The organism is Clostridium sp. TW13, assembly GCF_024345225.1.
Lineage (GTDB): Bacteria > Bacillota > Clostridia > Clostridiales > Clostridiaceae > Inconstantimicrobium > Inconstantimicrobium mannanitabidum.
Genome location: NZ_BROD01000001.1, coordinates 2,672,485 through 2,686,614, shown reverse-complemented (window position 1 = coordinate 2,686,614; position 14,130 = coordinate 2,672,485). Strand labels below are relative to the sequence as shown.

11 protein-coding genes are annotated in these 14,130 nt (G+C 28.9%); 6 read left to right on the top strand and 5 right to left on the bottom strand.

The window, feature by feature from the left end; translation table 11 throughout:
- Nucleotides 1-103 precede the first annotated feature (103 nt).
- Nucleotides 104-1,846 (bottom strand): 1-deoxy-D-xylulose-5-phosphate synthase, encoded by a 1,743-nt coding sequence (locus tag OCU47_RS12900; RefSeq protein WP_376778040.1) that lies wholly within the window; start codon nucleotides 1,844-1,846, stop codon nucleotides 104-106.
- A 221-nt stretch (nucleotides 1,847-2,067) separates the two neighbouring features.
- Nucleotides 2,068-2,961 carry a DMT family transporter gene (locus tag OCU47_RS12895; RefSeq protein ID WP_261829010.1) on the bottom strand — a complete coding sequence of 298 codons (894 nt, stop codon included), beginning with the start codon at nucleotides 2,959-2,961 and terminating at the stop codon, nucleotides 2,068-2,070.
- A gap of 166 nt (nucleotides 2,962-3,127) precedes the next feature.
- Between OCU47_RS12895 and OCU47_RS12890 the strand changes: the two genes are divergently transcribed.
- Nucleotides 3,128-4,024 carry an AraC family transcriptional regulator gene (locus OCU47_RS12890; RefSeq protein WP_261829009.1) on the top strand — a complete coding sequence of 299 codons (897 nt, stop codon included), beginning with the start codon at nucleotides 3,128-3,130 and terminating at the stop codon, nucleotides 4,022-4,024.
- A gap of 238 nt (nucleotides 4,025-4,262) precedes the next feature.
- Here the strand turns inward: OCU47_RS12890 and OCU47_RS12885 are convergent, their stop codons facing one another.
- Entirely contained in the window at nucleotides 4,263-5,237 is a 975-nt protein-coding gene (locus OCU47_RS12885; protein ID WP_261829008.1) for a MerR family transcriptional regulator, read from the bottom strand.
- Between the two features lie 164 nt (nucleotides 5,238-5,401).
- Nucleotides 5,402-6,499: an AI-2E family transporter gene (locus OCU47_RS12880; protein ID WP_261829007.1), complete on the bottom strand. Its 1,098-nt coding sequence runs from the start codon at nucleotides 6,497-6,499 to the stop codon at nucleotides 5,402-5,404.
- 256 nt (nucleotides 6,500-6,755) lie between these two features.
- Between OCU47_RS12880 and OCU47_RS12875 the strand changes: the two genes are divergently transcribed.
- Nucleotides 6,756-8,345, top strand: coding sequence for a MutS-related protein (locus OCU47_RS12875; protein ID WP_261829006.1), 1,590 nt, complete (start codon nucleotides 6,756-6,758; stop codon nucleotides 8,343-8,345).
- A 40-nt stretch (nucleotides 8,346-8,385) separates the two neighbouring features.
- Here OCU47_RS12875 and OCU47_RS12870 read toward each other — a convergent pair whose 3' ends face one another.
- On the bottom strand, nucleotides 8,386-9,207 hold the full coding sequence (locus OCU47_RS12870; RefSeq protein ID WP_261829005.1) for a DUF1189 domain-containing protein: 822 nt from the start codon (nucleotides 9,205-9,207) through the stop codon (nucleotides 8,386-8,388).
- Between the two features lie 131 nt (nucleotides 9,208-9,338).
- Between OCU47_RS12870 and OCU47_RS12865 the strand changes: the two genes are divergently transcribed.
- The 4 genes from OCU47_RS12865 to OCU47_RS12850 all read left to right on the top strand — a co-directional run bounded on the left by OCU47_RS12865 (nucleotide 9,339) and on the right by OCU47_RS12850 (nucleotide 13,993).
- Entirely contained in the window at nucleotides 9,339-10,010 is a 672-nt protein-coding gene (locus tag OCU47_RS12865) for a response regulator transcription factor (protein ID WP_261829004.1), read from the top strand.
- Entirely contained in the window at nucleotides 10,007-11,023 is a 1,017-nt protein-coding gene (locus OCU47_RS12860; protein WP_261829003.1) for a sensor histidine kinase, read from the top strand. The genes OCU47_RS12865 and OCU47_RS12860 overlap by 4 nt, the downstream gene beginning before the upstream one ends.
- Nucleotides 11,024-11,226: 203 nt before the next feature.
- On the top strand, nucleotides 11,227-11,994 hold the full coding sequence (locus OCU47_RS12855; protein ID WP_261829002.1) for an ABC transporter ATP-binding protein: 768 nt from the start codon (nucleotides 11,227-11,229) through the stop codon (nucleotides 11,992-11,994).
- Nucleotides 11,984-13,993 (top strand): ABC transporter permease, encoded by a 2,010-nt coding sequence (locus tag OCU47_RS12850; RefSeq protein ID WP_261829001.1) that lies wholly within the window; start codon nucleotides 11,984-11,986, stop codon nucleotides 13,991-13,993. The genes OCU47_RS12855 and OCU47_RS12850 overlap by 11 nt, the downstream gene beginning before the upstream one ends.
- Nucleotides 13,994-14,130 lie beyond the last annotated feature (137 nt).

Sequence of the window (14,130 nt, the reverse complement as noted above, 5' to 3'; positions counted from 1 at the left end):
TGTAGGTAGATTTAGAATACACAAATCTACCTACAGTTTTTATTAGTATATTTTAATAATATACAGCCTTCATTATGAAAAATTCAGGTTTATATAGAAATACTTATTTTAAAATGTCTTCCACAATTTGTTCTGGAGTTAAGTGATATTTCTTATATAGCTGGTCTAAAGGAACAGCATCAGTAAATTCTTTCTGAGCTCCATAATTGAATACCTTCATGCTTGTAGGACCGAAGAAACTAGCAATTTTTTCACCAAAACCGCCATTTACAACACCATCTTCAAGTGTTACTACAGTATCATGGTTTTCAAGTAATGAAGTAAGAAGTTCTTCATCACTACCAGTGATAAATCTTGGATTAATTAAAGTTGGAGTTATACCTTTCTTCTTAAGTTGCTCTGCAACTTCTTCACCTAAGCTAAAGAAGTTACCAACTCCTATAATAGCCACCTTACTACCTTCAGTAACTTTTTCAAACTTATTTAATTCATATTTTAGAGAAAGTTTGCTTTTAAGCTCTTTGATTGAGGAAGCTGATATTCTAAGAGCAACAGGAAAGTCAGTTTGTTCAAGTGCCCAGTCGATCATTGCAGTTACTTCTTCTTTATTTGCAGGAGCTAGGTATACTAAGTTAGGGATATTGCTCATCATTGGTATATCAAACATTCCAAGGTGAGTAACGTCAGCACCAGAAATACCTGCATTTTCAACCATAATCACAGCAGGATTACTGTTTATACATAAATCCTGGGATATTTGATCGTAGGCTCTTTGGATAAAGGTACTTGGGAAGAAAGCGATAGGCTTCATTCCTTGAGAAGCTAACCCAGAAGAGAAGGCAATAGCATGTTCTTCTGCAATTCCTACATCAAAATACTTTTCAGGGTGATTTTCTCTAAATTGAACTAAGTCAAGAGCACCTGGAACAGCTGCATTTATTACAACAATTCTATTGTCCTCATGGATTTTATCTGTAATATGATTTATAACAACTCTCTTGTAGGTTTCTGTAGAGTTTTGACCAAGAGGATTTCCTGTTTCTATATCAAATGGAGGTGTCCAGTGAAATCTTTCTCTATAGTTTTCTGCATAAGAATATCCCTTACCTTTTTGTGTATGTACATGTACAACTATTGGTTCTTGAATATCCTTAATTTTTTGCAATTCTTCTATTAGGACATTAACATTGTTTCCTTCTTCAATATACACATATTTGAAGCCTAAAGCTTTGAATAAGTTAGTTTCAGCAGTTCCTTTAGTTTTTCTTAAAAGAGCAAGGTTGCCATAGATTCCTCCATGGTTTTCTGCTATAGACATTTCATTATCATTAACAATAGTGATAAAGTTAGATTTGAATTCAGCCACATTATCTAATCCTTCAAAAGCTTCACCACCACTTAGAGAACCATCACCTATAATTGCAACTATGTTTTCTTTTGTTCCTTTAATATCTCTCGCCTTTGCAAGACCAGAAGCTAAGCTTACAGAAGTTGAAGTATGACCAACAGTAAAGAAGTCATGTTCACTTTCACGATGAGAAGTGAAGCCTGTTACTGTTTTATATTTATCTTCAAATTGAAAAGCTTCTTTTCTTCCAGTTAAAATTTTATGAGCATAGGCCTGGTGGCTTACATCCCATACAAATTTATCAGAAGGAGAGTTAAAAACATAGTGTAAAGCTACAGTTAACTCAATAATTCCTAAATTCGGACCAAGGTGTCCTCCTACTTTACTAACTTTAGTTAATATACAATTTCTTATTTCTGCACATAAAGAGTTTAATTCTTCAGAATCAAGCTTCTTAATATCAGCTACGGTAGATATTTTATCTAATATGTTTGCCATGATGTACCTTCTTTCTTAATATTAGGCATCTTAAAATAAATAACAAGTCTAAATGTTCAACAGATAAACTTACTTACTTTTTACAAGATGTCTTAATTCATAATATAATATCTTAACCCATACGGTTTAAGGATACAAGTACTAACTTTTTTGTGCCTTAGAATAAAAGGTATATTACTAGATTTAAAGAAGCACAATTATAAATACTTCTTTAGTCTTATTTATTGTTTATTACGAGATAAAATTATTATTGTAATTATAATACATGCAGTTCCTAACCATTGTGTAAATTCAAGTTGTTCATGTAGCCATATCACTGATAATAAAGCTGCTGATAAAGGTTCAGCTGAGGATAATACACTTGCTTCTGTTGGTTTTATATATTTTAAACTTTCAAGAAATAAAGTAAAAGCAATCAGTGTTCCAAATAAAACCACAAATATAACAGCAAACATTGAATTAACAGACCATATACCAGTGAAATTCCAAGGTTGTTTGATAAAGCTGAAAGCAAATCCTCCTAGTAGCATGCCCCATCCAACTATTAGTATAGAACCCCATTTTTTAAGGAGTAAACGAGGCTGCAAGGTGTAAAATGCTGCTGCAAAGGCTGAAATTATTCCCCAAAACAATGCTAACTTAGAAATAGACATAGTATGAATATTACCTTTTGTAATAATAAAAAATGTTCCCAACATAGCCAATCCAATTGCAATAATCTCTTGTAAATTGGGAAGTTTTTTATTGCGAATGGCTAGATAGCAAGTAATTATTATAGGTGATGAATATTGAAGTATGGTTGCAGTTGCTGCATTTCCATATTTAATAGCAGCAAAATATGTATATTGCACGCCTAACATACCTACAATACTAAAAAGTATAAGAGTTAAACTATCTTGTTTTGATGTCCAGATTTCATATATATTTTGTTTACATTTTATAAAAGCATATAATAATAATAATATACCCGAAACTAATAACCGAACTACAACAAGCCATTCTGGGCTAAATCCTTTTTGGTTAAACAAGTATTGAGCAACAGTACCTGATATACCCCACAACATAGCACTTGTAATTACCAGTATTATTCCTTTTATTCTTGATTGAAATTTCATTATATAGATCTCTCCCTTCTATTTGAAGTTGCTATTTATTTTTAGTTGTTTAAGTATAAATATATTGATTTATGTAAATGAATCTGTAATAATTTTATTATTGTTTTAGAGTGTTAACAATTAATATATTATCTGAAATTAAAACTATATTAGCGAGATGATAAAAATGCAAGCAACAAAAATAGAAGTAAATGATAATTTGATGGAGATAGTAAAACATGGTTCCTATGATTTTCCTATGGCGGTTTATACTGATAAATTTGATTTGTTTGAAGAAGGATATATCAGATGGCATTGGCATAAGGAATTACAATTTTCATATTCACTTCATGATAAAGTAGTTGTTTTTATTGAAGATGAAAAAATAATTCTATCTCCAGGTGATGGAATTTTCATTAATTCAAATATACTTCATCAAATTAAGCCATATAACAATAATAATTGCATGATGTTTTCAATTGATTTTGATGCAACTTTAATTGGAGGCACTGAAGATTCACTCATCGGAAAGAAATATGTAACACCAATACTTGAAAATAGTAACTTGAAATTTATTTCATTAAAAGCTAGTGTTCAGTGGCAGAAAGAAATACTAGATAATTTGAAAAAAGTCTTTGAATTATCCAATGAGAAATCATATGGATATGAATTAGAAATGAGGAATCATTTAAATATTGTTTGGTTAAATATGCTTAAGGAAATGAAAGAAGAAATAAAAGATTTGGAGCCTTTAAAGTCATATGATGATGAACGTGTAAAAGCATCTATACAATATATACAGCAACACTATATAGGTAATATTCAGTTAGATAATATAGCAATGGCAGCAAATATCAGCAAAAGTGAATGTTGCAGAAGTTTTAAAAGAATTTTGAAAATCACACCTTTTGAATACTTGATGGAATATAGAGTTTCAAAAGCAGCAGAATTACTTCTAAGAAGCAATAAAACTATTTCGAATATTGCTCTTGATGTAGGCTTCAATGGGATAAGTTACTTTGGAAAGGTATTTAAAAAATATATGAATTGTAGTCCTTCAGAATACAGAAATAAAAAACTATAAATTAAAAAGGTTGAAGTCCAAAAAAATCTTCTTAAAATAGGAGTGAGTATTGAGCAAATATCTGAAAGCACAGGATTAACAATAGCTGAAATAAAAAGATTGTAGATAGATTTAAAAATACAAATCTATCTACAATTCACATCAAAATATTTTTACAGGGGAAATAATCATGTAAAAGCTATAAATCATTGATTTTACTATAAATATTTATATATTTTTATATAAAAATATGTGCTGCTTATTTTTCAAGTAATTTGGTTATTTCGTCCTTTAAGCTTAATCCAGTTTCTTTTTCAAATTGTTTATGAGATTCAACTGCCAATCTTTGTGTGTTATCAACGTACAGTTTAAAATCTTTGTTTAAGAGTGATAGATACTTACAAAATTCCCTATGAACTTCACCAAAGGTGCCTGTCATGTTTTTTATCATTGGAGCAGTAACTTTTTTAAAGGAATCTCTTTCAGTGCAATCATTAAAAATTTTTTTCCAATATTCCACAGCTGATTTAATATTAGCTTTTACATATTCTTCGTTCCAGTTAATAATATTATAAGTATTTTCTGTTCTTTCAGTTCGTAGCTTCTTAAGTGATTCTGTATATTCACCATCATCAATAGAATTATACTTACTCATAAGTGCCTTGCCTTCCTCAGTTTCGCTTATATCATCAAAATCATCTAAAGCTTCTATGAGTTTGATCCAAATTTCTTTTTTATCCTCATCATCAATGGTGATGTTTAAGAAGGGCTCATAGTTTAAGATAAAGGCTTCACCATACTTCCCAGGGAATACTCTTCTAAGCTTATTTGATATAAATTCTTTTTTTTCTTCCATAGATAACTCTAAAGATTCTCTTAACTTTTTTATATTATCACCAGAACCATAATAGTCTTTAGAGTTCTTTTCTAAGAGATTTGAGATTATAAGTCGGGTAGTTTTCAAATTTTCAATATCATTATCAATTCTTTTAAGAGATTCTTCCATAATTTTATGCATACTCTTATTGCCTTCAATTACTTTCTTAATTTCTGCAATGGGAATATCCAACATTCTTAAAGCTCCAATTAGGTTAAGCTTTACTATATCTGCTTCTGAATATTCTCTATAATTATTTTCACAATTTTTTGAAGGAATAATAAGTCCTTCTGTTTCATAGTATTTAATAGCTTTCTTGGTCAATCCAGTTCTTTCTGATGCAACTTTTATATTCATAATGGTTACCTCCAATCAAATGAAAAAGCATTTCTTTAATTATATACTAAGGGTGTCTGTAGGGGACAAGTCAATAGATTATTGAAAATGGTATATTCTCAGATAATAAATTAAAAACCCAACCTATGCTTATATCAAAAGCGCAGGTTGGGCTGAATTCTTACTTAATTAGAAGATTTCTCTTGGTTTTTCTTAAGAAGCTTCTCTAATTTATTTTTCTTTTTTAGCTCTTCAGGGTTAACACCTAATAAATCTAAGATAAACATTAGTAGTGGTACTCCTAATAGTAAGCCCCAAACACCCATAAAATGTTCAGAAACTATAAGGGTAATAAATACTACAAACACAGGTAAATCAGTTTTATCTGCCATTAATCTTGGGTTCAATACATAACTTTCAAGCGCATGTAATGCTGCTATTAAAATTAGTACATAAAGTATAGTTTTAAATCCACCTACAGTATAAGCTATGATACATAATGGAATTAATGAAATAATAGTTCCAGCTACAGGAATTAAACTGAAGAAGAACACCATTACACCTAAACCAAGAACCTGCGGGAAATCCAACAGAAGTAATCCGAAAGTAGATAAAATACTATTAACGAAAGCAATTATTACTTGAGATTGAATTACCTTTCCAAAAGAATTTAAGAAGCTAATTCCAAAATCCTTTGTATATTTATATACAAAATGAATACTACTGTTTTCAAAACCTCTTAAAAAATTCTTGATTTGGTCTATTTCTAGAACAAAGAAAAGACTCAACATTAAGGAAATAAATAAGTTGAAGCCGAAAGCACCTAAGTTACCAGCATATTTTATGAATTGTCCCACATTCATCATATTGCTTAATCCAGCAGTGTTAAAAATAGAAGTTAAATCAATCTTCCCGAAATAAGGTATTATATAAGTATTCATAAATTTATCACTTATAAAGTCAAAATCGAATTTAGACAGTTCAGTAACAATTGCTGCTAATTGATTAAAAATAAGCGGTATATATCTATAAATTACAAATACTATGGCAAAAACCAACAGTAGAAATAAGAATAGGGTTACTAATCCTGGCTTTACCTTTATATATCTACTTAAAAGTTTTACAATTTTTTTCTGTAAGCTATATAGTGCATATGTAAATAAAAACGTAAGTAAAAATAAATTAAGCATAGATTTTAAGAAATAAAGGAAACATCCTAGGATTATTAATACTATAAGTTTTTTTACTATGTCTTTTTGGAATAATTCTTTGATAAAATTCATGAAAAAATTTACCCCCCTTTTTTATTAATATAATAGCATATAAATCTTAAATTTTTCATAAATAAATATTATTTATTTATAAAATTTTAGTAAATCAAAAAAATCCTAGTAAATTATGTGAAAAGTGTTGAGAAAAATAAAACATAAGGGCATAATATTAATAAATAGTTAAGAATTAGAAAACTAATTTAAAACCCAAAATATAAATAGTTTTAAAATTCACTAAGTATATAAATAATGTAAGGTGGAAGATAGAATGGGGAAGATAGCACATTTTTTAGGATTGGATACAGCCAAAATACAATATTTAAAAAGAGAATACGGTGCTGAGTTTGAGAAAAAAAGAGATATAAAGCACGCAAGACAAATTTTTGATATGCGTGAAAAAGGTGAGTATGTAATTGATGATATTACAGCTGGTGATTTAGATATAGACTCTTTGTATGCTAAGCTCGATAGAACATATAGTAGTGCTGGGGAATGCAGCTTGTATAGTATGTTAAGAACCCCAATAATGGATGAGGAGAAGTTAAAGAAAAGAGAAAAGCTTATAGATTTCTTTAATGAGAATCCTAATACTAGAGCAGAGATTCAGTACAGCTATTATAATCTAGGCAGAGATAGAAAAAACACATTTTTAGATATGATGAATAGTGACATAAAACCGAGTATAGCAAAGTATTATATTTATACTTTATTAGGGAAAGTAATACCTATAATTTTAATTGCATTAGCATTTATTCTAAACGAACCTAAGATGATGATTGGACTAATGTTTGCAAGTTTTCTTAATATGTATGTAAATCAAAAGGAGAAGGCCAATGTTAGATCAGTTGGTATTATACATCTAAGAGGAGTGTTGACTTGTGCTAAAGAGCTGTCACATATAAAGAATCCTGAGCTTAAGGAATATGTTGATAAGATAAAAGCTTATATGAAGGACTTAAAAGGCATAGATAGAAGTACTATGGGAATGAGTATTATTACTATGTGGGGAGGACTGTTAGAAGTAGTTTCAGTTATATTCCTTATAGAAGAAAGTTCATTCTATAAATTATCAAATCTTTTAAAAGAAAATAAGGCTAAAATAATAGAGCTGTATTATATAATTGGTGAGATGGAAGCGTTAATAGCAGTAGCTAATTATAAGACTGAATTTAAGGATATATGTACAGTGCCTAAGTTTAAAGATGAGCTTTCTCTTAAAATTGATGAAGGGGCACATCCATTAATAAAAAATGCTGTGGCTAATACATTGCACATGAAGAAGAATGGTATGATTCTTACAGGAACTAATATGTCAGGAAAATCTACATTCTTAAGAATGCTTGGTATTAACATACTTCTAGCAGAAACATTTTATTTTGTTTTGGCTAAAAAGTATGAAGCAAGCTTCTTTAACATAGTTTCATCTATTAGCCCAAGTGATGATTTAGAAAAGGGTAAAAGTTTCTATATGGTAGAGGCAGAATCTTTGCTAAGAATAATAAATGCAATGAAGAAGGATGTCCCAGTATTTTGTGCAATAGACGAAATTTTTAGAGGAACAAATCCTATAGAAAGAATAGCAGCTTCAGCAGAAATCTTATCTTATATAAACAATGGTAAATCTATTTCAATCGTTACAACGCATGACAGAGAATTGGTTGATATACTAAAAGATAAATATGAATTCCATTACTTTAGTGAAAAAGTTGATAAGGAAGGCTTGAAGTTCGATTATAAATTAAAGGATGGTGTGTCTAAAACAAGAAATGCCATAAGGTTATTAGAGCATATTGGATATCCAAAGGACATAATTGAAAATTCCTTTAAGAGAGCTGAAAAAATAGAAGGATTTATATAAATAAAAAACGAGATTGCGTTTGCAATCTCATTTTTTTATATTAGCCTATAATATTATCTTGTCTGCTTGGGAATGTGCCTATTTCTTTAATTGCAAATCCAAGGTATATAAGTCCAAGTATATAATAAATTAATATGAAACCTGGAATGCTAAGTCCAATTAAATATAGAAGAGTATTTACTAGATATGGAACAGTAATAGCATATAAACCAAGTTTTACACATTCACCATAAGTAAGCTTTATATCCATAATTGCACTTAAAGCTAGCCCACCCAATCCTAATATTATCACAGCGCCAATTAATTTACGTACAAAAGAGTATAAAGGGGCGAATATTATTATTAAAGCAAAACCTATAGTTTTACACAATTTAATAAAATGTGTAATTGTATCAGCACTTAATGTCATATTTTGTATTTGGCTCATTCTAATAGTTTCAGCTTTATAGTCATTTTCTTTATAGATTATTTCATCTTCGGTAACAAGAAGTCCTTTAGGGTAGTTACCTAGTTGAGAGGTATCTGCTTTTCCTGAAGTATCTATAATGAAAATGAAATCATTATCTATATACTTTATTGGCTGTTCAGCTTTAACAGATAGTTTCCCTTTTGTTATTTCCATAGTAGGAAAGTTCTTATTTATAGAACTTTCAAGAGAATTAAGTTGAGAATTAGCTACAATTAGTGTTTTTACATTTGCGATAGAAGTAAAAATGAGGCATAACAGGAATATATATAATACAGCCTTTCCTGTAGATTGAGCTAAAAACACTTTGTAGGCTTTAAAATTATAAGTACTATTTTTTAGCTTTTGAAAAAAGCCCATATTGGTGTCTAAGTTAGTATCTAAATTATTATCCAAAAAAAAACCTCCATTATTCTATATTAGTATATAATTCAATTATAATATATATATTAGTAAGCTTGCAATTAAATAACTAATTATACCTAGAGAGGAATTAATTTAGAAAAAAGTAAAAGGGGGAATATTCTTTGTCAAAGATTATGATTGTAGAAGATAACGAAAACATTAAAGAGGAATTAATGGATTTTTTAAGTCGATATGGCTATGAAGTTTGTGGACCTAATAAATTCGATAACATAGTTTCTGAAATTTTAGAGGCAAATCCAGACCTTATCCTTTTAGATATAAATCTACCTTATTACGATGGTTATTATATTTGTAAAGAAATAAGAAAAAAGAAAGAGGTTCCTATAATTATTGTTAGCAGCAGAGACAGTGAGATGGATGAGCTTATGAGCATGAATCTAGGAGCAGATGATTTTATCACAAAACCTTATAATACTCAGATACTGCTGGCAAGGATAGTTTCAGTATTAAGAAGAACATATGGAAATTCAGGAGCGCAAGAAATAATTGAGCATAAAGGGTTATCTTTAAATGTTGCAAGGGGTACTGCAAGTTATGAGAATAATACCATAGACTTAAGTAAAAATGAGCTTAAAATATTACTATGCTTAATGAAGAATAAAGGAAATATAGTATCAAGAGAAGATTTAATGGACTTCTTATGGAACTCTGATTTATACATTGATGATAACACCTTATCAGTAAATATAACGAGAATAAGAAAAAAACTGCAGGAAATAGGTTTTGATAATGCTATAGAAACCAAGAGAGGCTTAGGGTATATAATGCTATGAAAATAAAAGATTACATATATTCCAAGCTGCCATTTTTAATTATGAACTTGATTATATACGCATTCGTCCTAATATTAATGGTTATAGCAGATGTTCCGTTAGTAGTATTGACTTCAATGTTCATCATATGGTTTTCACCGATGACTATATACTTTATAATAGAGTGCTTTCAAAGAAAGAGATTTTATGATGAGATTTTTGGTGTATTAGATAACCTGGATAAAAAATACTTAATTGCAGAAGTTATAAAAAAACCAAGTTTTTTTGAGGGGAGGATTATCTATGACATTTTGCAACAAAGTAATAGAGAGATGCATGAACATGTTAATTCCTATAAAATTCTTCAAAATGAATATAGAGAATATATAGAAGCATGGGTACATGAAATAAAAACACCCATAGCGTCCTCAAAGATTACATTAGAGAATAGTGATAGTCTAGTTAAGAATAAGTTACAAAATGATTTGCGTAAGGTGGAAGGATTTATAAATCAAGCCTTATATTATTCCAGAAGTACAGATGTAAGTAATGATTATTTAGTGAAAGAATTTGAAGTAGTTAATGTAATAAGAAATGTAATCCGAAATAATAGAAGGGATTTTATTGAACAAAAAATATCAGTAGATATTGAAGGTATTGCTGGCAATATAGTTACAGATATGAAGTGGACGGAATTTATTGTGAATCAAATAGTAATAAATTCAATTAAATATAGCAGGAAACAAGATGCAAGTATAAAGTTTTATACAAAAGAAGGAGAAAATAATTTAGTATTATTTATTGAGGATAATGGAATAGGAATATGTACAAGAGATATAGGAAGAGTTTTTGATAAAGGATTTACAGGTGAAAATGGAAGAGTATATGGTAAATCTACAGGTATAGGGTTATATCTATGCAAAAAACTCTGTTCAAAGCTTGGGTTTGGAATTGATATAGATTCCACAGAGGGGGAAGGTACCTGTGTTAAAATAATATTTCCTGTTAGTAATCTTACAAGGATTAAAAACTAAGGCATAAGAAAATAGAATATCAGATAAACTTATTTACTTTCAGATGCTTAATCTTACGATTTTGTAAGGAAGTTGAAAGTCAAATCGATATGTGAAAGCTAACAATAGTCTTAAAATATACTTGTAAGATGATTAAGGCGTTTGAAAACAAATAACAAGTTCCAATATGTGTTATGTAGGATGCCTAACTAGGAGGAATAAACATGGAAAATATATTAAAAGTAGAAAATATAGAAAAGTATTATGGAAATAAAGAAAATGTGACTAAGGCAATTGATAATATTAGCTTTGGAGTAGACAAAGGAGAATTTGTTGGTATAATGGGACCTTCAGGTAGTGGTAAAACTACACTACTAAATTGCATATCAACTATAGATAATGTAACCACAGGATCTATTAAGATAGATGGAGAAGATATTACAAGGTTGAAGGGAAGAAAGCTTGAAGCTTTTAGAAGAGATAAGTTAGGTTTTATCTTTCAAGATTTTAACCTTTTAGATACATTAACAGCCTATGAAAATATATCCTTGGCCTTAACTATTGCAGGGAAGAAGGGTAAAGAAGTAGATAGAATAATAAAGGAAACAGCTGAAAGTTTGGATATTAGAGGAGTATTAAATAAATACCCTTATCAAATGTCTGGTGGTCAAAAGCAAAGAGTTGCTGCTGTAAGAGCTATAGTAAATAATCCAAAACTTATTTTAGCAGATGAACCTACAGGTGCTTTAGATTCAAAATCAGCAAGATTACTTCTAAACTCGATAGAAAAGTTAAACCAAGAATTAGAAGCAACTATTTTAATGGTTACACATGATGCTTTTACCGCAAGTTATGCTCATAGAATTTTATTTATAAAAGATGGAAAGATATTTAACGAACTTGTAAGAGGGAACAGTTCAAGAAAGGAATTCTTTAATAGCATCATAGATGTAGTTACTCTTCTTGGAGGTGACTCTAAAGATGTATTCTAATATGGCATTAAAAAATGTAAGAAGAAGTTTTAAAGATTATACAATATACTTTTTAACACTAACCTTTGCAGTTTGCATATTTTATAGTTTTAACTCTATTCAAGCTCAACAAGCAATGTTTGATATGAATAAAGCTCAAAGCCAGTATGTAAAGATAATGGGAACTTTAATTTCAAATATATCAGTTTTTATATCAGTCATTTTAGGGGCACTTATAATTTACGCTACTAACTTTTTGATAAATAGAAGAAAAAAAGAGTTTGGGATTTATATGTCTCTAGGAATGTCCAAAAGAAAAATGTCTATGATTTTATTTTTTGAGACATTAATTATTGGATTAATATCTTTAGCTTTTGGACTTTTTGTAGGAATATTTTTGTCACAAGGTTTATCAATATTAACAGCTAAGCTTTTTGTAGTATCAATGTCAAAATATAAATTTATCGTTTCTACTGAAGCAATTATAAAAACGTTATGTTACTTTGGAGTAATGTATTTATTAGTAATGATTTTTAATGTGCTAATTGTATCAAGATATAAACTTATTGATTTACTTTCAGCAAGTAAAAAAAGTGAAAAAGTTAAGATTAAAAATGTTTATGTATCATTGTTTATCTTCATTTTATCTATGATAGTTCTAGGTGTGGCTTATTACTTAATATGTAAGGTGGGTATGGACTTTGAAGATAGAAGATTTATGGAATCAATAATCTTAGGTATAGTTGGAACTGCACTATTTTTCTATGGTATAGCATCAACACTACTATTTATAATACAAAGAAATAAAAACATATATCTAAACAAATTAAATGTATTTAATACAAGACAAATTACAAGTAAGTTTAATACAAACTTTATATCAATGACAATAATATGTTTAATGCTATTTTTAACTATATGTATCTTATCTACTGGATTTAGTATTAAGACAGGTTTAGAGAATTCATTAAAAACTTATACTCCTTTTGATGCATCAGTTCAATTAAGCATGAAAAATAAAGCTAATATTCATATTGAAGAGGCAATGAAGAGATTAAACTATAAGTTAGGAGAAAAAGAAGACTATTGTATATTGAATGATTATAAATTAAATGTAAGTACAACTAAATTGTTAGCACCATACTGTAGTAAAGAGGTAAAAATGTTAGTTGAAGCTGATATGTATAGTGAAACTGATGCTATGAGTTTGTCAGATTTCAATGCAGTAAGAAGACTTGCAGGAAAAGAGGCAGTTAAGCTTAATGATGATGAAGTTTTAGTTGCTTCAAATTATGATTATGTTAGCTCAGCTGTTCAACAATTCCTTAATAAAGAAAGTTCTATAACAATAAACAACAGTGCATATAAAATTAAGGAAAAAAATCCTATAAAAGAATCCGTTTCTACAAGTGGTTCTAGCAATACAATGTTTTCTTTAATAGTTCCAGATAAGCTTGCAAAAAGTTCAAAACTTGATGCTCAAGTTATTAACTTTAACTTTACAGATAAATCAAAAAAACAACAGCTTGAGAAAATTATAACTGATATGAAATATAATGATTTATTCAAAAAGACAAACTTTTATATTTCAGGTTCAACTAGAGAAATGATATATGAGTCAAGCAGAGGATTATCAACAATTGTATTGTTTATTGCAATGTATATAGGTGTGGTTTTCTTGTTAGCAAGTGTAGCAATATTAGCTTTACAACAATTATCTCAATGTAATGAATCTATAGATAGATATAATTCTCTAAGAAAAATTGGAGCATCAAAGAGTATGATAAAGAAGAGCATATTAACACAGGTTTTAACCTTCTTTATGCTACCATTATTATTAGCAATTGTCCACTCTATAGTGGGAATAGGTGTAGTAAGTAAATACATTAAAACTATAGGTGATTTAAATATACTAGGACCATCTTTAATAACAGGATTAATTATGCTTGTAGTGTATGGTGGATACTTCTATGCAACCTATATTGGATACAAAAATATAATAACTTCTGATTATAATTAAAGTTTTAAATAGGAAAAATGTAATATTATGAATTAATTATGGTAAAGGAACCTTAGTTATGATATAATATCAGAAATGATAAACCATGCATTCATGTGCGTGGTTTATTTTTTAGTATATATTTTCTAAATAATATA